Origin of the sequence: Pseudomonas oryzagri, assembly GCF_020831405.1 — a bacterium.
GTDB lineage: Bacteria > Pseudomonadota > Gammaproteobacteria > Pseudomonadales > Pseudomonadaceae > Geopseudomonas > Geopseudomonas oryzagri.
In genome coordinates this window covers 1-21,818 of sequence record NZ_JAJHPU010000021.1, presented here as the reverse complement: position 1 = coordinate 21,818, position 21,818 = coordinate 1, and the positions used below count along the sequence as shown (strand labels likewise).

Below are 21,818 nucleotides of genomic sequence, written 5' to 3'. Positions count from 1 at the left end.
GAAGGCGAGCACCTGCAGGTCGGTGTCGACGCCGTCGATGGCCAGCACAATATGCGCCTGATTGGCATCCAGCATGCCTTGGCCTCCATCCATGGATTGGCGAAAGCGGCAAGGTGCCGGAGCGCGCGGCGGCGTTCAATGCTGGCATTTTAATAATCCTGCGCCGGGTCAACAAACCGCCCGGGTAGGAGCCGGGGGCTGTGATTTGCTGCAAGAAACGGCAAATCGCGCTCATTCAGCGGGGTATCACCAGCGGCGCGGACAGGACAGCCCTCTGATAGGCGACGCCGGCATGGCTGGCGCGGAACTTGCTGAGATAAAGCCGAGCCCGGGCGACTCTCTGGTTGACCTTTACGTCAACAGGGCGCCATGCAATCCTGCCTGCTCGTCTGTCGCGCGTTTTCGACCCTGGTCGGCCGGGCGCGGCGGACGAAACGACTTGAACGACGGCGATCCGCCGCCCCGGGCAACGGTTTCCCCCGGCCACGCCGCGTGCGCCGAAGGGGTGATTTCTACCCACTCCGGCGCGCGCCGGGGCGAGCTTCCGAGTCGTGATTCGCTGGAGTACCCATGGCCCTGTCGACAAGAACAACAGAAGACTTCATCGGGGCTTCGCGCAGGATTCGCCAGGCCTTGCGGTCCGGCGGGCGCCTGCCCGAAGGCGTCCTGCGTGCCGAGATCGACGCCTCATGGCGGCGCAGCCTCGACTTCGGGGTGAGTTGCGACGAGCCGGCGCTGGCCAGCGACGCCGCGCCCGACGCCGAGCAGGTGCTCGCCCTCAACCGCCTGCTGCTCGACGCCGCCACCCCGCAGCTCGACTACCTGACCCGCCAGCTCGGCGACAGCGGGCTGATCATCCTCGGCGACAGCGAGGCGCGCGTGCTGGCCATCGAGGGGCAGACCGCCCAGTTGGCGCGCTTCGGCCTGCACGACCTGCGCGTCGGCAGCTGCTGGAGCGAGGCGCTGCGCGGCACCAACGCCCTGGGCACCGCGCTGGTCGAGGCGCGTCCCACGCTGATCGACTGCGGCGAGCACTACCTCGACCGCCTCAGCCAGTTTTCCTGCACCTCGGTGCCGATCCGCGACCCGCGCGGCAGCGTGGTCGGCGTGCTCGACCTGACCCGCGTCGGCCTGCTGGCGCAGCCGCAGGACAACCTGGCGACCCTGATGCTGGCCGCCAGCCAGATCGAGAGCCGGCTGTTCGCCGCCCTGCATCCCGAGCATCTGGTAGTGGCCTTCCACTGCCGCCGCCAATACCTCGACTCGCCCTGGCAGGGCCTGCTGGCCCTCGACCTGGACGGCGCGCTGCTGGCCGCCAACGACCAGGCCTGCGCGCTGCTCGAGCTGCCGCGCGAGCTGCTGCTCGGCCGGCGCTGCGCCGAGCTGCTCGGCGGCGACAGCCAGAACCTGCTGCGCCGCCTGCAGCAGGGCGCTCCGCTCAGCGTGCAGACCGCGCGCGGCGAGTTCTGCTGCCGCACCCTGCAGCTGCCGGCCGCCGCCGGCGCCGGCCTGTGGACGGGCGCGCGGCCGACGCCGCCGCGCGCCGACTGCCTGGATTCGCTGGCCGGCGACGATCCGCGCCTGGCCCGCGCCCTGCGCATGGCCCGCCAGGGCCTGGCCGGCGGTCTGCCGGTGCTGCTGCTGGGCGAAACCGGCACCGGCAAGGAGGTGGTCGCCCAAGCGCTGCACCAGGCCAGTGCACGCGCCGACAAGCCGTTCGTCGCGGTCAACTGCGCGGCGATCCCCGAGGGCCTGATCGAGTCCGAACTGTTCGGCTACCGCGAGGGCGCCTTCACCGGCTCGCGCAAGGGCGGCATGGTCGGCCGCCTGCAGCAGGCCAACGGCGGCACGCTGTTCCTCGACGAGATCGGCGACATGCCGCTGACCCTGCAGGCGCGCCTGTTGCGCGTGCTGCAGGAGCGCAAGGTGCTGCCGCTGGGCGGCGGCGCCGAGCAGGACATCGACGTGGCGATCGTCTGCGCCACCCACCGCGACCTGCGCGCCCAGGTGCAGGACAAGGGCTTCCGCGAGGACCTCTACTACCGCATCAACGGCATCAGCCTGCGCTTGCCGGCGCTGCGCGAGCGCGACGACCTCAGCGCTTTGATCGCGCGCCTGCTGGCCAAGCTCGGCGCGCCGCAGGTGCGTCTGGACGCCGATCTGGCCGAGCTGTTCGGCCAGTACGACTGGCCGGGCAACATCCGCCAGCTGGAGATGGCGCTGCGCGCCGCGCTGGCCATGCGCGAGGGCGACGAGAGCCTGCTCGGCCTCGACCACCTGAGCGACAGCCTGCTCGACGAGCTGACCGCCAGCACCCGCCAGGCCAGCAGCATCCGCGAGAACGAGCTGAAGCTGATCCGCGACACCCTCGACCGCCAGCAGGGCAACGTCTCCGCCGCCGCCGAGGCGCTGGGCATCAGCCGCGCGACCCTGTACCGCAAGCTCAAGCAGCTGCGCGGTTGACCGGCATGCTGCTGCGTCTGCTGGTCCGCCTGATCGACAGCTCCGACCGGCCGCTGCTGGAGCGCTCGCTGCGCTGGCTGTACGGCTTCGTGCGCCCGCACGGGCGCGCCATCGCCGGGTTGCTCGGCCTGTCGCTGTGCGCCTCGCTCTTGGTGCTGGCGCAGCCCTGGCTGACCAAGACGCTGATCGACGAGGGCCTGCTCGCGCGCGACTTCGACCGCCTGCTGCAGGTCGCCGTGGCGATGATCGCGGTCGGTGTGTTCGGCACCCTGCTCGGCGGGATAAACCGCTACCTGCACACCCGCCTGTCCGGGCGCATCCTGTTCGCCCTGCGCGACGCCCTGTATCGCCACCTGCAGAGCCTGCCGCCGAGCTTCTACGCGCGCAGACGGATCGGCGACCTGCTGTCGCGGCTGGACGGCGACGTCGCCGAGATCCAGCGCTTCGCCGTCGACGCGCTGTTCTCCGCGGTCTCCAGCGTGATCGGCCTGCTCGGCGCGGTGGCGCTGATGCTGGCGCTGTCCTGGCAGCTGTCGCTGCTGCTCGCCGTGCTGGTGCCGCTGGAGGTGCTCTGGCTGCGCTGGATGCGCCGCAAGGTCGAGCGCCACAGCCGCGCGCTGCGCGAGCGTTCGGCGGACGTCTCCTCGTTCCTGGTCGAGACCCTGCCGGCGATGAAGTTCATCCAGGCCGCCGGCCAGCAGGAGCGCGAGGCGCAGCGCCTGGAGCGCCTCGGGGCGGGCTACATGAGCCAGCTGCTGCGCCTGCAGGTCACCGAATTCTTCACCCACGCGGTGCCCGGCACGCTGACCTCGCTGTCGCGCGCCGCCGCCTTCATCGTCGGCGGCTACTGGGTGGTGCAGGGCACCTGGCAGCTCGGCGCGCTGATCGCCTTCTCCACCTACCTGGGCATGGCGGTGGGCCCGGTGCAGAGCCTGCTCGGCCTGTACGTGGCGCTGCAGCGGATGACCGTCAGCCTCGGCCGGGTCATGGAGCTGCGCGCCGAACCCTCGGCCATCGCCGCGCCGGTCAGCCCACGGCCGCTGCCGGCGGGGCCCGGCGAGCTGCGTCTGGAGGAGCTGTGGTTCCGCCACGAGGGTCGCCAGGACGCGCTGATGCGCGGCGCCAGTACCTGTCTGCCGGGCGGGACGAAGGTGGCTCTGAGCGGCCCCTCCGGGGTCGGCAAGTCGACCCTGATCGATCTGCTGCAGCGCTTCCACGATCCCGAGCGCGGCCGCATCCTGCTCGACGGCGTCGACCTGCGCGAGTTGGAGCTGGGCGAGCTGCGCCGCGCCATCGCCGTGGTCAGTCAGGACATCGTGCTGTTTCGCGGCAGCTTGGCCGACAACCTGGCCTACGCCGCGCCTGACGCCAGCCGCGCCGAGATCGAGCGGGTGGCGCAGCTGGCGCGCCTCGACGAACTGGTCGCCAGCCTGCCGCAGGGCCTCGACAGCCCGCTCGGCGAGCGCGGCCAGCAGCTCTCCGGCGGCCAGAAGCAGCGCATCGCCATCGCCCGCGCGCTGCTCCAGGAGCCGCGCATCCTGGTGCTCGACGAGGCCACCTCGGCGGTCGACGAGGCCACCGAGCGCGAGGTGATCGCCGCCGTCGACCGGCTGTTCGCCGGCCGCACGCGCATCCTGATCAGCCACCGCGCCTCGACCCTGGCCGCCGTCGACCTGCACCTCGAACTGGCCGACGGCCAGCTGCGCGAGCGCGCGCTGCGGGAGGTGGGGACATGAGTGGCGAATTGTTGATCGGCGTGGTCGACAGCGGCCACGCGCCGCACCAGAGCGCCCTGGTGCGGGCGGCGCGGGGTTTCTATCTGATCGGGGACGAGCTGCAGGAGGACGCGGCGCAGACCGACCGTCTCGGTCACGGCAGCGCGGTGCTCGAGGCGCTGGCGCTCGAGCCGGGCGTCGTGCGCGGCTGCGTCGCTCAGGTGTTCAGCGAACGCTGGCAGACCAGCCCGCTGCAGGTCGCCGCGGCGGTGCACTGGCTGATCGAGCAGGGCGTGGTGTTGATCAACCTGAGCCTCGGCCTGCGCCACGACCGTCCGCTGCTGCGCGAAGCCTGCGAGCGCGCGCTGGCCGCCGGCGTGCTGCTCTGCGCCTCCAGCCCGGCGCAGGGCGAGGCGGTGTATCCGGCCAGCTATCCGGGCGTGCTGCGCATCACCGGCGATGCGCGTTGCGCGGCGGGGCAGTGGTCGTGGCTGGGCAGCGCCCAGGCCGACTTCGGCGCGCCGGTGAGCGCCGGGGGCCTCGCCGGCTCCAGTCTCGCCTGCGCCACCCTGAGCGGGCAGATCGCCCGCTACCTGCACCAGCATCCGGGCAGCGACCGTGCGGCGCTGCTCGATCACCTGCGCTGCGGTGCGGCATTCCTCGGCCCGGAGCGGCGCGGGAGGCAGCCATGAAGGCACCGAGGATCGCGGTGCTCGGCGCCGGCCCGGCCGGCGTGGCGGTGGCCATCGGCCTGCGCCGGCTCGGCTACGAGGTGGTGGTGATCAGCGAGTGGCGGCGCTTCGCCGCGGTGGAGGGCGTCTCGGCGCGGGTGCTCGACGGCCTGGGCCAGGCCGGCCTGACCCGCGCGCTGGCCAGCGCCGACCTGGCCTCGCCGCGGCGGGTGCTGTGGAACGGCACGGAGAGCGCGCTCAACCAGGAATTTCTCCTCGACCGCCCGCGCTTCGACGCCGCGCTGCGCGAGGACCTGCGCGCCGCCGGGGTAGGGCTGCGCGAGGCCCGGGTGCGCGAGGTACGCAGCGACGGCCACGGCCATCGCCTGCTGCTCGACGGTGCCGACGGCGAGCAGCAACTGCCGGCGCAGTTCCTGGTCGAGGCGCGCGGCCGTCAGGCACCGCTCAGCAGTGGGCGCCTGCGCGGGCCGGAAACGGTGAGCCTGCTCAACCAGTGGCAGGAGGAGCCGGGCCGCGGCGGCTCGGCGGTGGAGAGCCTGGAGGACGGCTGGGCGTGGATGGCGCGGCTGGCCGACGGCCGTTGCTACTGGCAGATCACCCTGGACGCGGCCAGCGGTGCGCTGCCGGCGCGCGACGAGCTGCCCGCGTACTGCGCGGCGCGCCGTGCGCAATCGGCGCGGGTCGCCGAGCTGTTCGGCGCCGCGGCGCTGCAGCCGGCCGCCCTGCACGCGCGCAGCAGCACGGCGATCCTCGCCCTGGAGAGCGGCGGGGCCAACTGGCTGCGGGTGGGCGATGCGGCCATGGCGGTCGATCCGCTGTCCGGCAACGGCATCTTCCAGGCGCTGTCCTCGGCGCTGCAGGCGCCGGCGGTGATCAACACCCTGCTCACCCGTCCCGAACGCACCGAGCTGGCGCTGGGCTTCCACCAGCGCCGCATCGAGCAGCTGTTCCTGCGCTTCGCGCGCACCGGCCGCGACTTCTACGCGCTGGAGCAGCGCTGGGCGCAGCAGCCGTTCTGGGCGGCGCGGCGCGCCTGGCCGGATAGCGAGCCGCTGCATGCACCAGCCGACTTCGCCAGCCTGCGGGTGGAGCGCGCGCCGGTGCTGCGGGACAACCTGATCGACGAAGCCGAGGTGGTGGTCAGCGCCGACCAGCCGCTGGGCATCTGGCACCTGCAGGGCATCGAACTGGCACCGCGCCTGCGCCGCCTGCAGGCCGGCGAGTCTTTCGAGCACATGGCCGCCGACCTGCCCGGGCCGCAGCGGGCGATGCTGCGGGGGTGGTTGAGCAGCCAGGGGTATGCGGGTCCATAGAAGAGCAACGACCGGGGCTGGCGTAATCTAGGGGCCGTGGAGCAGCTTGATGGTTGAGTGCATCAATAAATGCTTGACGAGAGCAAAGGGTTCGCCACAGGCGGCTAATTCTATTTTGCGCTCTTTAGCATGGCTTTTGCTGTTAGCGCCTTGTACTTGAATCTAACGTCAAGATAGGACGCTTCGTTCAGCATTCCGGCAAGCTTCTGTATTAGTTTCTCTTCCGTGAACCCAAAGCTCTCGATCTCACCGTTAATGGCCGATTGAAGTCTTCGTGCAGCAAGTAGTCGAGTGTGGGGGACATGGATGCGGTTGTTTAGGATTACGGTTCCGGTCACATGCTTTGGTTGGTTCTCGCGGTAAATTTTGGTCTTGTTTATGGAGAGGCTGTGTCCATGCTTTCGCACAATGGAGCTAACATCTCTCTCAAGAGAAGAGGGAATACTATCTCCTGAAAAAGTGAGGTCGTCCACGTAACAGGTAAATTTTAATTTATGCTTTTTTGCTAGCGCATCTAAGTCATCGAACATGGGCTTCGAGGTGAACAGCGCTAGAAGGGCGCTGAGCGGGCTGCCCGTTGGAACACAGTTTCTGAATGTTGTTAGCTTGGTCAATATTCCAGCTACGTCGCCTACACAGTTCAGTTGCTCGGAAAAGAAAGTATTTACGTGATATGACTTAACCGCACCATAGAAGCCTTTTAAGTCAAAGGTGGCTATGGTTTTAGAGTTTACGTGGACTAAAGCGTTGGAGCGGTAGGAGCGTTTCTTCACGCCGGCATGCGAATAATCAGGGTATTCTATTCGTTGCAATAGCTGAAGTATCCGCTCGTGGATATTTCTAAGCTTTTTGTTTGGTGTCTGGACAAGTCTTTTCTTCTTTATCTTTCGAGAGAATGGGTCGACTTCTTCAAGTAGTGTGAACTCTCTGTAGTTTTCATCACTTTCAAGTACGTCCGACAGTAAGCTTTTTTCGATTTTTAATGCTTCGCAAAGCTTCTTTGGTGATGTTAGCTTGTATAGTGCGCATTGGTTTATTGGGTATAGTTTAGATGTTCTTCGACTTCCTGCTGAAGTTTTTGGCTGCCTCATTTCTGCTTTGATTCCATTCAAGGATTGAGACTATTTTTTTTGCTACATGTAGCCTGATTTTGTCGCTTGGTTTATTGCTATCCAGGGTTTCAGAGAAGAACATGATGGAGGATAGTGGTATTTCGAACTGTTCGCTATACTTTTTCAGTATTTCTATTGTGGGCTGTTTTTTTCCAGACTCAATCTCTGATAGGTATGAGTTTGAAATTCCCAAGCTGGCCGATAGTTCTGACTGTGAGACGTCGTAGAATGTACGAATCAGTCTGAGGGCTTGATTTAGCATATATAAACCTAAAGTAAGCAGGTGTGACACCAGTGGGGTAGGTCTACTCGGGGCCGAATCCGAAGAGGCTCATGATTTGGGGCCAGTACTTGTCAATCAAGCTGAACAGGTTCACGAAGAACCGAACTGCTTGAAAACAAGCGCTGAAAACCTTTGCCACGCTCCACTTCTTCTTCTTACCCTCACAAACCAGACACTGCTCTGCGGTTTTTTCTTCACTTTTTTGCATTTTTACTGCTCCTATCAAGTTTATGACACGCTGATGCGTGCCTCTCGACCATAAACCTGACAGAAAAAGTGAAACGGGTTGAGCAGTGCTTTTCCCCCTCCGAAGACACCGGCTTCGTCTCTCGACGAAGCCGCTTATGTCGCGAGGTGGCGTACATGCATAACGCGACGCACGCGGCCCTCTGTGCGACCAAGGGACAGAGACCAGGGGTCTCCACAGTGCAATGCACTAACAGCAACGAGATTGAATCACCGTCCGCGAATCAAATATCGTCAATTTGTTCGCTCCTGTCAAACAAATTTCGCTGTCAGCGAAAAAATTTCTGTATTTACGTGTCTGTTTTTTTTGAAAAAATCAATAAAATCAAAAGGTTGAAAATATTTTTGGTAATCTTCTGTGGTAGGTAAATTTTATGGACTGTAGAGCTACAAAGCATAAAAAAGCCGGACCGCCCGTTGCCGCGGGAGGTCCGGTGAGGGTAAGTAACTGCTGCCGGGTGCGCGTGGTCAGAGCCTGATCAGCACCGACTTCAGCTCGGTGTAGTGCTCGATGGCCGCGGCGCCCATCTCGCGGCCGAGGCCGGACATCTTGTAGCCGCCGAACGGCAGCGCCGGGTCGAGGGCGCTGTGGCAGTTGACCCATACCGAGCCGGACTTGATGCGCGGCACCAGGCGGTGCACGGCGGCCAGGTCGTTGGACCAGATGCTGGCGCCCAGGCCGTAGGGGTTGTCGTTGGCCAGCTTGACCACCTCGTCGATCTCGTCGAAAGGCATCGCCACCAGCACCGGGCCGAAGATCTCCTCCTGCACCAGGCGGTGCTGCTGGTCGACGTCGACGATCACCGTCGGCTGCACGAAGTAGCCCGGGCCGAAGCGCTCGCCGCCGCAGGCGACGGTGGCGCCCAGTTCGCGGCCGAGCTGGATGTAGTTGTGCACGCGCTGCTGCTGGCGGGCCGAGATCAAGGGGCCCATGTCGACGCTGGCGTCCAGGCCGTTGCCGAGCTTCATGCCGTTGGCGATGCCGGCGATGTCGGCCACGACGTTGTCGAAGTGCTTGCGCTGCACGTACAGGCGCGAGCCGGCGCAGCACACCTGGCCCTGGTTGAAGAAGATCGCGCCGGCGGCGCCGGCGGCGGCCTGCTGGAGGTCGGCGTCGGCCAGCACGATGGTCGGCGACTTGCCGCCCAGCTCCAGGGTCACCCGGGTCATGCTGTCCATGGCCGCCTTGCCGATCTGCTTGCCGACCTCGGTGGAGCCGGTGAAGGTCAGCTTGTCGACGCCCGGATGGCGGGTCAGTGCGGCGCCGGCCTGCGCGCCGGTACCGCTGACCACGTTGAACACCCCGGCCGGGTAGCCGGCTTCCAGTACCAGTTCGGCCAGCTTGAAGGCCGACAGCGGCGTCTCGTCGGCCGGCTTGAGCACCACGGTGCAGCCGGTGGCCAGCGCCGGGCCGAGCTTCCAGCAGGCCAAGAGCAGCGGGAAGTTCCACGCCACGATGGCGCCGACCACGCCGACCGCCTCGCGGCGTATATAGCCGTGGAACTCGTCACCCGGCATCAGCGGCATCGACACGTCGACCGTGCTGCCCTCGATCTTGGTCGCCCAGCCGGCCATGTAGCGCAAAAAATCGATGGCCAGCTGCACGTCCATCACCCGCGCCACCGCGGCGCTCTTGCCGTTGTTCAGGCACTCCAGCTCGGCGAGCACCTGGGCGTCGCGCTCCATCAGCTCGGCCAGGCGCCACAAGAGGTTCTGCCGCTCGCGCGGGCGCATGCGGCTCCACGGCGAGTCGTCGAAGGCGCGGCGGGCGGCCTGCACGGCCAGCTCGATGTCCTCGGCGCCGCCGGCCGGCACCTGGCACAGCGGCTCGCCGCTGGCCGGGTTGTACACCGGCATGCGCGCGCCGGCGACGGCGTCGACCCAGGCGGCGCCGATCAGCATCTGCTGCGGACGGTCGAGGAAGGCGCGGGTTTGGGGATGGATGGGCAGGGAAGTGGACATGGGATGACCTCTCGGATTGTTTGCCCCATCCCGGTTCAACCGCCGTGCCAATTTGGCATTTTTATTCAAGTGACTGAAATAAAAGGGTTTTTTCAATAATCCCGGCCATGCCGGCGATGGCCCCTGTCGCAGTTTGAGACGCCGCGGCGCGGGGCTGCGACAGGCGTCGTCGGCCGCGTGGCGCTGCGTATCGCGGCTGTCTCAGATTGCAACCGCTGTCTCGAAATGTGACGCCGCGACCGTTCGGCGCACCCTCCGTCGGCCCCGGGAATCCCGGTCATCTCGTTGTTTTCAAAGGGCTTTCCGATGAATGGCACGCAATGTGTATCGCTGCAGGCCAGGGCGCATCCGCCGTGCCGCGATGCCGATCAGAACAACAGCGAGGAGAGCCGAATTCCATGATGACAAGACTTCGCGACTACGTCGGGGCCGCCAGCCTGGCGGCGGCGCTCGCCAGCCTGGCGCAGCCGGCGCTGGCGGCCGGGCGTACGGCCGAGCAGGTCCTGGGCGAGACCTGTGCGGCCTGCCATATGAAGGAAGGCGACGGGCAGTTCAGCCGCATCAGCCACCAGCGCAAGACGCCGGAAGGCTGGCTGATGAGCATCGCGCGCATGCAGGTGATGCACGGCGTGCAGATCGACGACGCCGACCGCCGTACCCTGGTCAAGTACCTGGCCGACCGCCAGGGCCTGGCGCCGAGCGAGACCGAGGGCGTGCGCTACGCCATGGAGCGCCGGCTGAACACCGTGGAGCAGTTCGACGAGCAGACCACCCAGATGTGCGCGCGCTGCCACTCCGGGGCGCGGGTGGCGTTGCAGCGCCGGCCGGTCAAGGAGTGGGAGCACCTGGTCAACTTCCACCTCGGCCAGTGGCCGTCGCTGGAGTTCCAGGCGCAGTCGCGCGACCGCGACTGGCTGCCGACCGCCCTGAACGAGGTGGTGCCGAAGCTGGCCAGCCAGTATCCGCTGGACAACCCGGCCTGGAGCGACTGGCAGAAGGCCCGGCCGACGGCCGCCGCGCTGCCGGGGCAGTGGAGCTTCAGCGGCCACCTGCCGGCCAAGGGCGACCTGCGCGGGGTGATGACGGTGAGCGCCGGTGAGGGCGACAGCTTCAAGGTCAGCGTCGATGGCCAGTACGCCGACGGCACCCCGCTCAAGGGCAGCGGCTCGGCGATCCTCTACAACGGCTACGAGTGGCGCGGCAACCTGAAGATCGGCGAGGTGGCCATGCGTCAGGTGTTCAGCGCGCTGAACGGCGAGATGCGCGGGCGCATGTTCGAGACCGAGCACGACGAGCGCGGCCTCGACTTCGTCGCCGCCAAGGCCGGCACGCCGCGCCTGCTCGCCGTGCAGCCGGCTTACCTGAAGGCCGGCAGCGAGGCCGAGCTGACCCTGGTGGGCAGCGACCTCTCCGGCCAGCCGGACTTCGGTCCGGGCGTCGAGGTGGTCAAGGTGCTGGAGCAGAGCCCCGAGCGCGTGCGGGTCAAGGTCCGCGCCTCCGCCGATGCCGCCGCCGGCAGCCGCGCGGTGGCGCTCGGCGAGCTGAAGGGCGCGAACCTGGCGGTGTACGGCAGCGTCAGCGAGGTCAAGGTGGTGCCGGCGTTCTCCATCGCCCGCATCGGCGACAACGGCGGCTCGACGCCCAAGGTGCAGGGCCGCTTCGACGCCGAGGCCTGGGGCCAGGACGCTGCCGGCAAGGCCTTCCGCATCGGCTACCTGCCGGCGCAGTGGTCGGTGGCGGCGTTCAACGAGCAGGCGGTGGAGGACGAGGACGTCAAGTACGCCGGCACCATGCAGGCCGACGGCGTGTTCGTGCCGGGCGACGCCGGTCCCAACCCGGCGCGCAAGATGTCCACCAACAACGCCGGCAACCTCAAGGTGATCGCCGAGCTCAAGGACGGCGACCAGCCGCTCAAGGGCGAGGGCCAGCTGATCGTCACCGTGCAGCGCTGGAACAACCCGCCGTTGCCGTAATCGCTCGACGCCGGGCGGGGTAGGCCCCGCCCGCAGGGCAACGACGAGGGCAACGAATCCGGAGGTCGCCATGGGCGCAATCTTGAATCTGGTCGAGCGCAACCTGCACGAGGTGCAGGTCAACGACGACCGTCTGCTGTTCCATATCCCGAGCAGCTCGCTGTTCGCCGCCGACGCACTCACCGGCGGGATCATCGACGCGCTGCGCGGCGCGGGCTGCTCGCCCGAGGCACTGGCGCAGCGCCTGGCCGGGCGCTTCGCCGCCAACGAGATCGACGAGACCCTGCGCGAGCTGATCGCGCTGGAGGTGGTCAGCGACGGTGCGCCGCTGACCCCGGAGATCGCCGTGCGCCGGGTCGAGCGCACCGCGCTGAACACCGTGGTGCTCAACGTCAACACCGGCTGCAACCTGAGCTGCACCTACTGCTACAAGGAAGATCTCGACAAGCCCTCGGCCGGCAAGAAGATGCAGCTCGACACCGCCCAGGCGTCGGTGGAGATGCTGCTCAGGGAGTCGCCGGACGAGGTGCGCTACACCGTGGTGTTCTTCGGCGGCGAGCCGCTGTCCAACCGGCCGCTGATCGAGGCGATGGTGGAGTGGTGCGAGGCGCGTTTTGCCGCCGCCGGCAAGGCGGTCGACTTCGTGATGACCACCAACGCCACGCTGCTCACCGAGGAGATCGTCGACTGGCTGAACGCCCACCGCTTCGGCCTGTCGGTGAGCATCGACGGGCCGAAGACGGTGCACGACCGCAACCGCATCACCGTGGGCGGCCAGGGCACCTACGACGTGGTGAGGAAGAAGGTCGACATGCTGCTGGCGCGCTACGACAGCCGCCCGGTGGGCGCGCGGGTGACCCTGACCTGCGGCGTCACCGACGTCGAGACCATCTGGAACCACCTGTTCAACGAGCTGGGTTTCGCCGAGGTCGGCTTCGCGCCGGTCACCTCGGGCGACGTCAGCGACTACAACCTCAGTGGCGAAGAGCTGGCCGCGGTGTTCGCCAACATGAAGGCGCTCGGCCGCCGCTATCTGGACGAGGCGCTGGCCGGGCGCAACATCGGCTTCTCCAACCTGCACCAGCTGCTCACCGACATCCACGAGGGGCAGAAGAAGGCCCTGCCGTGCGGCGCCGGGCTGAAGATGCTGGCGGTCGACCACAAGGGCGAGCTGAACCTCTGCCACCGCTTCACCGGCTCCAGCCTGCCGACCTTCGGCAATGTGCACGAGGGGGTGAAGCAGGCCGAGCTCAACGACTTCCTCTCCCAGCGCCTGGACCGCAGCGGCACCGGCTGCGACAGCTGCCGCATCCGCAACCTCTGCTCGGGCGGCTGCTACCACGAGAGCTACGCCCGCTACGGCGACCCGGCCCACCCCACCTATCACTACTGCGAACTGATGCGCGACTGGGTCGACTTCGGCATCGAGGTCTACCACCGGATCATGGCCGGCAACCCGGCCTTCTTCAGCCGCTTCATTGCACCGAGAAAGGCGCACTGACATGAAACATCTCAAGCCGCTCAACCAGAAAGCCCAGCTGCTCGACCAGGCCGCCGCGGAGGATCGCGTCGAGGAAGTCATCGCCATGAGCGCCGTGGCCGGCTGCACCGCCACCACCGACCCGGGCTGGGAAGTGGACGCCTTCGGCGGCGTCGCCTCGCTGTGCCAGCCGATGGAGTCCGACCTGTACGGCTGCTCGGACCCGTGCTGGTGGCCTGCCCAGGTGCCGGACATGATGAGTACCTACCCGGACTGGAACAAGGACGCGCAGGCCTCGGCCGAGGACTGGCGCAACCTCGGCACCGTATTCCCGAAAGACCAGTGAACGGCCGCAGACCAACAGGGGAACCGACATGAAGCTGCACACCATCGGCGGCCTGGCGGCCGCCATCGCCAGTCTCGCCCTCGGCCTGCCGGCGCACGCCGCCGGCGAGGCCGGCCCGGCACTCAAGGCCGGCCACGAGTACCTGATCGCCACCAACTATCCCAACAACCTGCACGTGGTCGACCTGGCCAGCGACAAGGTCTACAAGACCTGCACGATGCCCGACGCCTACGGCCCGGGCACCACGCAGATCGCTCCCGACCGCAAGACCGTCTACGTGCTCAACAACCACTACGGCGATCTCTACGGCATCGACCTGGACAGCTGCAACACGGTGTTCCACGCCCGCCTGGCGCAGAGCGCGACCGAGAAGGCGCGGGCGATCTTTTCCATCGCGGTGAGCCCGGACGGCAAGGAGCTGTACAGCGTCGCCAACCCGACGGAGCTGAAGACCGACCACTACGTGGTCAAGGCGCCGCGTCTGCAGGTCTACGCCACCGACGCCGGTCTGGACGCCAAGCCGGTGCGCAGCTTCGAGGTGCCGCGGCAGATCTCGATCATGCAGGCCGGCGACGACGGCAGCCTGTACATGGCCGGCGCCGACGTCTACAAGCTCGACGTGCAGACCGGCAAATACGACGTGGCGCTGGCCAGCCGCAACTGGCAGCGCGCCCAGTACAGCCCGCCGGACGTGCTCTACGCCTGGCCGCAGCAGACCCATCTGCGCGACTTCTCGATGCTCTACACCGCGGCGAAGTTCAAGGACGACAAGCAGGACCTGGCCAGCGCCGACTTCGTCTACGGCTACTTCAGCATCGACCTGAAGACCGGCAAGACCACGGTGCAGGACTTCGCCCCGCTGACCGAGATCTACTTCACCGGCATGCGCTCGCCGAAGGATCCGAACCAGATGTTCGGCGTGCTCAACCGCCTGGCCAAGTACGACATCAAGGAGCAGAAGCTGCTGAAGACGGCCAAGCTGGATCACTCCTACTACTGCATCGCCTTCAACAAGGCCGGCAGCAAGGTCTACCTGGGCGGCACCTACAACGAGCTGGCGGTGTTCGAGGCCGACAGCCTGGCGCCGCTCGGCAAGATCGAGCTGCCCGGCGGCGACATGGCGATCGCCACCACCCAGGTGTTCACCCGCTAAAGCCGGCCGAAGGCAACCGAGGCCGCACCCCGCTCCGGCGGGGTGCGGCCTTTCTGTTTGCGTCTCAGGAGTTGCTTTCGGTGATGCCGCAGGCGGTGCTCCACTTGCGGTAGTCGAGCACGCGGATTTCGCCTTGCGAGTCCGCGTAGGTCAGGCGTGCGGCGACCACGCCGCAGGTATCGTCGGGTTCCTCGATGCTGATCACCCGTTCGATGTCCAGCGGCATGCCGTAGGTGTAGCGCTCCTCCGGCGGGTCGGCGGCCAGTGCGGGGCCGGCGACCAGCAGGGCGAGCAGGGCGAAGCGGATCTTCATGGCGGGTACCTCCGGCGTCGATGGGACATTTCCCTACCGTGGCCAGGCTGCCGGTTTCCGGGGCAGTCTGTGGCTTGCTGTAATGAGCAATTCTAGTTCGCGGCGGGGCCGCACAAGGCGGTGGCAGGGAACGATGGGGAGCAGCCGGCGGGGGGCTGATAACGGCGGGTGCTGAGCGGCCGGGTGGCCGGGGAGGGGAAAGTGCGGCAAGAGCCTCGGGCCGGCGGTGGCCGGCCCGAAGGCAGGAGCCGACGGCTCAGCTCAGGGCTGGCCCATGCCGTCGTCGATGGCGATGCCCTGTTCGCGCATCCGTGCGATCAGCCCGGCGCGTACGCCGGGGCGATTGAGGAGGGCGCGGTGACGCACCTCGGCGATCTCCGCCGCGTTGTAGGGGCGGAAGTCGCTCGGCGTGCTGGCGCCGGCCATGCCGTGCTGCGGATCGAGGATCCAGTTGAGCAGCTCGGCGATCTGCGCGTCGCTGAGCGCCGACGCCGAAACGCCGGGGACGCGCACCAGGAACTCGCGGCCGCCTTCCACGCGCAGGAAGTTGCCGACGAAGCCGACCATCTTCGGCGTGCCGGTGCGCGGCGCGCCCTCGCCGCTGCTGAGGTGACAACCCAGGCACTGCAGCTGGTAGTTGGTCGCCGCGCTGTAGCCGGCCTGGGCGATCGGCGTCTGCGGCGCCTCGTTGCCCGGTGCCGGCTTCTGGTGCGGGTCGGGAATGGCGCGGGCCAGGGCCGGAGGAGCCGCCAGCACGGCAGACAGCGCGGCGGTAAGTCCGGCGAGGGTCAGCAGGCGCATGACGGCTCCCTCCTTCACTTGGCGACGCCGCGGATCACCGAGATGGTGCAGTTGTAGACGCTGTTGGACTTGGCGCCCAGGCACCAGTTGACGTCGTTGTTGTTGAACGGCCGGTACATCGGCTCCTCGCTGTCGTTGCGGGTGCAGGCGCACTGGCCGCAGGCGTGCTTGCCGCAGCAGTCGTTGTAGGAGATGACGTAGTTGACGCCGTCGGCCGGGTTGCGGCAGGTGCCGACCCAGGTCACCTGGGACACCTCGGTGCCGGGCGGGCACTTGGTGGCGGTGCCGCCGCAGCAGTTGCACAGGAAGCCGTCCACCGAGCAGTAGCGCCAGTAGTCGCAGCTGTTCGGATCGCCCGGATCGCCGGCCACGCCGGTTTCGCCGGCGTGCGCCTTGGAGGCGCGGTCGATGGGCAGCAGCAGCGGCAGGGCGGCGCCGGCCACCATCCAGGAGCCGATGCGGGAGATGGCCTGGCGGCGCGAGGTGAGGTCGGCGACCCGGCGGGCGGAGCGCTCGAACAGCAGGTCCAGCAGTTTCATGATGACTCTCCTCGGGCCTTATTGATGGATTTTCACGGCGTTGTCGGGTTTGTGCAGGTAGTCCTGCAGCGAGGCGATGCCCATGCGCTCGGCCTCGAACAGGCTGTCCAGGTGCTCGCGGGAGTTGACCAGGCCCTTGGCGCGCAGCACGCCGGCGGCATCGATCAGCGCGGCGTAGGGCAGCTTGCCGATCTGGTAGGTCATGCCGACTTCCGGGCCGACCACGTAGCTGGCGTCCTCCAGGGCGAACTCGCGGATCAGCGCGGCCTGGGCGTCCAGGTCGCCGTCGCTGACGTAGACCACCTCGAGGTCCTTGCGCGCCTTGCCGATGGCCTTGACCGCCGGCAGCAGCGACTTGCAGATCGGACAGGTCGGCGAGAGGAAGAACAGCAGCTGGCCCTTGTCGGACGGATAGCCGAAGTTCACCGGACGGCCGTTGCGGTCGGCGGCGGTGACCTTGGGCGCCGGTTCGTTGACCGCCACGCCCTTGTCGATCATCAGCGCGCCGGCGGGCGCGAGGCGGCCGTGCAGGACGCCGATCTGGCGCACCAGGCCCATCAGCACGAAGGCCAGGGCGATGAGGAGGACCCACAGCAGAATATTGGAAACGATCAGAGCTTCCATGGTTTCACCTTCCAGTCAGTTTGAGCAGGCGCGGGGCGTTGGTCAGCAGACCGTCGGCCGCCGCGTAGAGCAGCAGGAGCACCGCGGCGGCGGCGAGGGCGACGAAGCCGTCGAACAGGCCGAGCGCGCGCGGCAGCGGCGGCAGCGCGGCGAGCACGGCGAGGCCGAGCAGCGCGGCGTTGCGCGAGAGCAGTACCGGGCGCAGCGGCTGGCTTTCGCCGGGGCCGGCGCAGCCGCAGTCGATGTCGCGGCGGCCGCGCCACAGGTTGACGGCGATGGCGCCGGCGTAGACCGCCAGCAGCGCGGCGGCGGCCAGCGCCGCGGCGCTGCGGCTGGCCGGCAGCAGCAGGGCGACGGCGACGGCACCTTCCACCAGCGGCAGCAGGCGGGCGACCGGCGCAAGCAGCGCCTGCGGCAGCAGGGCGTAGGCTTCCAGCTGCGCGGCGAACCAGCGCGGCGCGCGCAGCTTGTGGGTCGCCGCCGTGGCGAGGATCGCCGCCAGCGCCAGGGCGCAGGCGTGGATCAGGATGGGATCGAGCGGCATGGCGGCCTCCTCAGTGGCTCAGCACCTGGGTCGGCGTCTTGGCGATGCCGGTCATGGTGCCGGTGTGCTTGCCGCTCTTCAGGTCGAACACCTCCAGATCGCCGGTGACGGTGCCGGCGAGCAGCAGCGGGGCGTCGTCGTTGGTGGCGTGCATGCTCCACATCAGCCCTGGCGCCTCGAGGGTGCCGGTCTTCTTGCCGGTCTTGAGATCAAAGACCCAGATGGTGTTGCTCGGGTCTTCCCAGTTCATCGGCTTGTGATCGGGGTGCATCAGCACGTAGAGGCGATCGAGCTTGGGCGCCAGGGCCATCATCTGCCAGCCGCCGGGCGCCCAGCCGGCCTTCTTCTCCTCGTCGCTGACCAGCGACCAGGTCGGCAGGAACTTGGGCTTGTCGCCGGACAGGTCGACCGGATGGATCACGCCTTCGGTGGTGGTGAAGTAGTAGGTCTCGCCCTTGGCCACGGCGCGCTCGACCATCTTCACCTGGTTGGGATCGAACATCGGCGTCTGGTGGCGGGAGACTTCCTTGCCGGCGTCGTCGAGGGTCACCACCTGCAGGCTGCCGTTGCCGCACAGCGAGGCGAAGCGCCGCGCGCCCACCGGGTAGTTGAGGATGCAGCCGCTGATGTCGACCTCGCTGGTCACCTTCTGCGCCTTGACGTCGACCACGGTGACCGAGGTGGCGGGGGTGAAGTTGTAGACGTAGACGAAGCGGTCGTCGCTGCTGGTGTTCAGTGCGTAGCGCTCGGTGATGCTGTTGGCGCGCTTGGCGGGGATTTCCACTTCCCAGAGCGGCGACAGGGTCGAGCTGTCCCAGGCGGTCAGCATGTCGGTGCGCGTGCCGCGCACGTAGCGCGACCAGTAGGTGTCGGCGGTGAAGAGGGTCTTCTGATCGCGCGAGGGAACCATCGGCGCCATGCCGCCGGTGGAGAGCATGCCGAGCATGCGCTTGTTGTCCGGGTCGACCACGGTCACCCGGGTGGCGATCATGTTCATGAACTCGACGTCGACGACGTAGGCGCGGTGCGGCTCGGGCGGGAAGGGCAGGGTGACCTGACCTTCCTTCTCCACCGGCAGTTCGGCGTGGGCGACGCCGCTCAGGGCAAGACCGAGCGCCAGGGCGGTGCGCGCAAGGATGGGGGTGGTTCGCATGGGATGGCTCCCTGTTCTGGGTATTGGACCGCTGGTTTTTATGCGCGGTGGTTGGCGCCTCCGAGTCTGCCGGCCCGTCGTATGGGCTGCATGGCTGTGCCTGCCAAGCGCTTGTCTCGCTGTGCCACGACCCGCCGTCGCGCCGCGGCGAGGAGTGTGGCGCGGGGGCGGATGCTCTAGGTATAGTCGCGATTTTTCGGCCCATCCCAGACCCATGACCGCCCTCGCTCCCCTGGCCAACCTGATCAAGCGCTTCCAGGAACAGACCCCCATCCGCGCCAGCTCGCTGATCGTCACCGTCTATGGCGACGCCATCGAGCCGCACGGCGGCGCCGTGTGGCTGGGCAGCCTGATCCAGCTGCTCGAGCCGATGGGCATCAACCAGCGGCTGATCCGCACCTCGGTGTTCCGCCTGACCAAGGACGGCTGGCTGAAGGCCGACAAGGTCGGCCGGCGCAGCTACTACAGCCTGACCGGCGCCGGCCGCCGGCGCTTCGAGAAGGCCTTCAAGCGCATCTACAGCAGCAGCGTGCCGGCTTGGGACGGCACCTGGTGCCTGGCGGTGCTGTCGCAGCTGGAGGCGGACAAGCGCAAGCAGGTGCGCGAGGAGCTGGAGTGGCAGGGCTTCGGCGCGCTGGCGCCGACCGTGCTGGCCAGCCCGCGCTGCGACCGCGCCGACGTGGCGGCGACCCTGCAGGAGCTGGAGGCGCTGGACGACACCATCCTGTTCGAGACCACCGCCCAAGAGGTGCTGGCTTCGCGCGCGCTGCGCCTGCAGGTCAAGGAGAGCTGGAAGATCGACGTGCTCGGCGCGCACTACAGCGAGTTCATCCAGCTGTTCCGCCCGCTCTGGCAGGCGCTGCGCGAGCAGACGCAGCTCGACCCGCAGGACTGCTTCCTGGCCCGCACCCTGCTGATCCACGAATACCGCAAGCTGCTGCTGCGCGACCCGCAGCTGCCCGACGAGCTGCTCCCCGGCGACTGGGAGGGGCGCGCCGCGCGCCAGCTGTGCCGCAACATCTACCGCCTGGTCTGCGCACCGGCCGAACAGTGGCTGGGCCGCCTGCTGGAAACCGCCGACGGCCCGCTGCCGGAGGCCGGCGAGAGCTACTACCGGCGTTTCGGCGGCCTGGAATAGAACATTTATTCCTCGGTTCTACCTCCTTCATGATTTTTGTATCGCGTTGTCGGCCGGCGGCGCGGCCCTCGCGCGCCTGCCGGCCGCTCTGTCTCGGGTCTTTGCTGCTGTCCGGGGGCGTCTGGCGGGCCGGGGCGCCGCTCGCTCAGGCGTGCATTCGCCTAAAGAGATACGGAAAGCGTATTTGTCGTAGTTGATTGGTGTCCCTTTTTAGGTATGCTCCAAGGCGTGCGGCGCATCGTCGTTGGCCTTCGGGTCCGCCGCCGCCATCCCAAAAGCCTCGCAAGCTGATACAAAAATAATCCGGGAGCCCCACATGAAACCCCTCAAGCTGGCCGCACTGGTCGCTGCCCTCGGCTGCGCCTCCACCACTCTCCAGGCCGCCGACACCTACACCCTCAAGTTCGGTCATTTCCTGCCCTCCAGCGCCCATCAACAGCGGCTGATCTTCGAACCCTGGTGCGCCAAGCTCAAGGAGGAGTCCGCCGGCCGTCTGCAGTGCCAGATCTACCCGTCCATGCAGCTGGGCGGCACGCCGGCCAAGCTGGCCGATATGGTGCGCAACGGCGTCGCCGATATCGTCTGGACCGCGCCGTCCTACTCGCCGGGCAAGTTCCCGCGCATCGAGGCCATCGAGCAGCCGTTCCAGCTGCCCTACGGCGCCAAGGCCAGCAACCCGATCATCTGGCAGTTCTACCAGCAGTACGCCAAGGAGGACTTCAAGGACTACAAGGTGCTGGCCATGCACGGCGACGGCGGCATGGGCTTCCACTCGCGCAGCAAGCCGATCACCAGCCTGGCCGACCTCAAGGGCATGAAGCTGCGCGCCTCCAACCGCGCCTCGGCGATGCTGGTCGACGCCCTCGGCGCCGCGCCGGTGAGCATGCCGCCGGCGCAGATGACCGAGGCGCTGTCCAAGGGCGTGATCGACGGCGTGCTGTTCACCTGGAACACCGTGCGCGACGTGAAGATCAACGAGGTCACCCAGTATCACAGCGAGGCGCCGCAGGGGGCTCCCTCGCTGTCCAACACCGTGCTGACCATGCTGATGAACCAGCAGACCTACGCCAAGCTGCCCAAGGACCTGCAGGAGATCGTCGACCGCAACAGCGGCCCGGCGCTCAACGAGCTGATCAGCACCGTGTGGGACCAGGAGATGGAGAACGCCCGCAAGGCCACGCCGGACGAGCAGATCGTCAACCTGACGCCCGAGGCCTACCGGCAGATGCAGGCGGCCGCCGAGCCGGTGGCCCACAACTGGGTGAAGGAAGTGGCGGCCAAGGGCGTGGACGGCGAGCCGCTGCTCAAGGGCATCCGCGACATCCGCGACCAGACCCGGTAATTGTCGATGAAAGAGTCGCTTTCCTTCGAAAGCGGCCTGACCACGGAGCACGGCGCCTGCCGCCGTGCCCTGTACGCCGTCACCCAGGGCTTTGCCCTGGCGGGCGGCGGGGTCCTGCTGCTGCTCATCGCCATGTCCCTGGTTTCCATCGTCGGCCGCAAGCTGTTCGCCATGCCGATCCGCGGCGACATCGAGCTGATGGAGGTCGGCGCCTCCATCGCCATCGCCGCCTTCCTGCCGCTGTGCGAGCTGCGCGGCACCCATATCAAGGTCGACGCCTTCACCTCCTGGCTGCCCACCCGCGCCCAGGCCCTGCTCGATGCGTTCGCCCATCTGCTGTGCGGCCTCGCCGCCCTGCTGCTGGCCTGGCGCACCGGCCTGCAGGTGCTGGAGAACCACGAATACGGCGACGTCACCACCCTGCTGTCGATCCCGCTGTGGATTCCGCTGACCCTGATCGTCCCCAGCCTGGTCCTTCTGGCGCTGTGCTCGCTGGCGCGCATCGCCGACATCCTCGCCCGTCTCGGAGGTCGCGCATGAGCGGTCTGACTCTCGGCCTGATCGCCCTGGCCATCACCATGACCCTGCTGGTGCTGCGCGTGCACATCGGCATCACCATGCTGGTC

General features: G+C 67.4%; 20 protein-coding genes. 11 read left to right on the top strand and 9 right to left on the bottom strand.

The features are described 5' to 3' along the window. Positions 1 to 570 precede the first annotated feature (570 nt). The 4 genes from LMJ29_RS09475 to qhpG are packed head-to-tail and all read left to right on the top strand — an operon-like array spanning position 571 to position 6,183. A complete protein-coding gene (locus LMJ29_RS09475; protein ID WP_229605281.1) occupies positions 571 to 2,463 on the top strand; it encodes a sigma-54-dependent Fis family transcriptional regulator in 1,893 nt (630 codons plus the stop codon). A gap of 5 nt (positions 2,464 to 2,468) precedes the next feature. Beyond that, the gene (locus tag LMJ29_RS09470; RefSeq protein WP_229605280.1) at positions 2,469 to 4,199 is read left to right on the top strand and encodes an ABC transporter ATP-binding protein; all 1,731 of its coding nucleotides are present in this window, start codon (positions 2,469 to 2,471) and stop codon (positions 4,197 to 4,199) included. Next, positions 4,196 to 4,870: a subtilisin-like serine protease QhpE gene (gene qhpE / locus LMJ29_RS09465; RefSeq protein WP_229605279.1), complete on the top strand. Its 675-nt coding sequence runs from the start codon at positions 4,196 to 4,198 to the stop codon at positions 4,868 to 4,870. Before LMJ29_RS09470 ends, qhpE begins: the two co-directional genes overlap by 4 nt. Next, positions 4,867 to 6,183: a flavin-dependent monooxygenase QhpG gene (qhpG, locus tag LMJ29_RS09460; protein WP_229605278.1), complete on the top strand. Its 1,317-nt coding sequence runs from the start codon at positions 4,867 to 4,869 to the stop codon at positions 6,181 to 6,183. The genes qhpE and qhpG overlap by 4 nt, the downstream gene beginning before the upstream one ends. Positions 6,184 to 6,293: 110 nt before the next feature. On the opposite strand, the gene LMJ29_RS09455 is transcribed toward qhpG, so the two are convergent. The 3 genes from LMJ29_RS09455 to LMJ29_RS09445 form a co-directional block, all read right to left on the bottom strand. Then, positions 6,294 to 7,295 carry a reverse transcriptase family protein gene (locus LMJ29_RS09455; protein WP_229605277.1) on the bottom strand — a complete coding sequence of 334 codons (1,002 nt, stop codon included), beginning with the start codon at positions 7,293 to 7,295 and terminating at the stop codon, positions 6,294 to 6,296. Then, positions 7,231 to 7,557, bottom strand: a complete 327-nt coding sequence (locus LMJ29_RS09450; RefSeq protein ID WP_229605276.1) for a helix-turn-helix domain-containing protein — start codon at positions 7,555 to 7,557, stop codon at positions 7,231 to 7,233. Before LMJ29_RS09450 ends, LMJ29_RS09455 begins: the two co-directional genes overlap by 65 nt. 735 nt (positions 7,558 to 8,292) lie before the next feature. Beyond that, entirely contained in the window at positions 8,293 to 9,786 is a 1,494-nt protein-coding gene (locus tag LMJ29_RS09445) for an aldehyde dehydrogenase family protein (RefSeq protein ID WP_229605275.1), read from the bottom strand. Positions 9,787 to 10,184: 398 nt separating this feature from the next. Here LMJ29_RS09445 and peaA point away from each other — a divergent pair, with 398 nt between their 5' ends. From peaA to peaD, 4 genes are all read left to right on the top strand, one after another. Next, positions 10,185 to 11,759, top strand: coding sequence for a quinohemoprotein amine dehydrogenase subunit alpha (peaA, locus tag LMJ29_RS09440; RefSeq protein WP_229605274.1), 1,575 nt, complete (start codon positions 10,185 to 10,187; stop codon positions 11,757 to 11,759). Positions 11,760 to 11,829: 70 nt separating this feature from the next. Next, positions 11,830 to 13,260 carry a quinohemoprotein amine dehydrogenase maturation protein gene (peaB, locus tag LMJ29_RS09435; RefSeq protein WP_229605273.1) on the top strand — a complete coding sequence of 477 codons (1,431 nt, stop codon included), beginning with the start codon at positions 11,830 to 11,832 and terminating at the stop codon, positions 13,258 to 13,260. Between the two features lies 1 nt (position 13,261). Further along, positions 13,262 to 13,585 carry a quinohemoprotein amine dehydrogenase subunit gamma gene (qhpC, locus tag LMJ29_RS09430; RefSeq protein WP_229605272.1) on the top strand — a complete coding sequence of 108 codons (324 nt, stop codon included), beginning with the start codon at positions 13,262 to 13,264 and terminating at the stop codon, positions 13,583 to 13,585. Positions 13,586 to 13,613: 28 nt separating this feature from the next. After that, complete coding sequence (gene peaD / locus LMJ29_RS09425; RefSeq protein ID WP_229605271.1) at positions 13,614 to 14,738, top strand: quinohemoprotein amine dehydrogenase subunit beta; 1,125 nt, start codon at positions 13,614 to 13,616, stop codon at positions 14,736 to 14,738. A gap of 64 nt (positions 14,739 to 14,802) precedes the next feature. Here peaD and LMJ29_RS09420 read toward each other — a convergent pair whose 3' ends face one another. From LMJ29_RS09420 to LMJ29_RS09395, 6 genes are all read right to left on the bottom strand, one after another. Then, positions 14,803 to 15,051, bottom strand: a complete 249-nt coding sequence (locus LMJ29_RS09420) for a DUF2790 domain-containing protein (protein WP_229605270.1) — start codon at positions 15,049 to 15,051, stop codon at positions 14,803 to 14,805. Between the two features lie 261 nt (positions 15,052 to 15,312). Beyond that, positions 15,313 to 15,852: a cytochrome C gene (locus LMJ29_RS09415; RefSeq protein WP_229605269.1), complete on the bottom strand. Its 540-nt coding sequence runs from the start codon at positions 15,850 to 15,852 to the stop codon at positions 15,313 to 15,315. A gap of 14 nt (positions 15,853 to 15,866) precedes the next feature. Then, a complete protein-coding gene (locus LMJ29_RS09410) occupies positions 15,867 to 16,391 on the bottom strand; it encodes a methylamine dehydrogenase light chain (RefSeq protein WP_229605268.1) in 525 nt (174 codons plus the stop codon). An 18-nt stretch (positions 16,392 to 16,409) separates the two neighbouring features. After that, on the bottom strand, positions 16,410 to 17,015 hold the full coding sequence (mauD, locus tag LMJ29_RS09405; protein ID WP_229605267.1) for a methylamine dehydrogenase accessory protein MauD: 606 nt from the start codon (positions 17,013 to 17,015) through the stop codon (positions 16,410 to 16,412). A gap of 4 nt (positions 17,016 to 17,019) precedes the next feature. After that, positions 17,020 to 17,559, bottom strand: a complete 540-nt coding sequence (locus tag LMJ29_RS09400; protein WP_229605266.1) for a MauE/DoxX family redox-associated membrane protein — start codon at positions 17,557 to 17,559, stop codon at positions 17,020 to 17,022. Positions 17,560 to 17,569: 10 nt separating this feature from the next. Continuing rightward, positions 17,570 to 18,712, bottom strand: a complete 1,143-nt coding sequence (locus LMJ29_RS09395; RefSeq protein WP_229605265.1) for an amine dehydrogenase large subunit — start codon at positions 18,710 to 18,712, stop codon at positions 17,570 to 17,572. Between the two features lie 214 nt (positions 18,713 to 18,926). On the opposite strand from LMJ29_RS09395, the gene paaX reads away from it, so the two are divergent. The 3 genes from paaX (at position 18,927) to LMJ29_RS09380 (ending at position 21,732) form a co-directional block, all read left to right on the top strand. Further along, positions 18,927 to 19,850: a phenylacetic acid degradation operon negative regulatory protein PaaX gene (gene paaX / locus LMJ29_RS09390; protein WP_229605264.1), complete on the top strand. Its 924-nt coding sequence runs from the start codon at positions 18,927 to 18,929 to the stop codon at positions 19,848 to 19,850. Positions 19,851 to 20,166: 316 nt separating this feature from the next. Beyond that, a complete protein-coding gene (locus LMJ29_RS09385; protein WP_229605263.1) occupies positions 20,167 to 21,192 on the top strand; it encodes a TRAP transporter substrate-binding protein in 1,026 nt (341 codons plus the stop codon). A 6-nt stretch (positions 21,193 to 21,198) separates the two neighbouring features. Beyond that, positions 21,199 to 21,732 carry a TRAP transporter small permease gene (locus tag LMJ29_RS09380; protein WP_229605262.1) on the top strand — a complete coding sequence of 178 codons (534 nt, stop codon included), beginning with the start codon at positions 21,199 to 21,201 and terminating at the stop codon, positions 21,730 to 21,732. Positions 21,733 to 21,818: the final 86 nt, after the last annotated feature.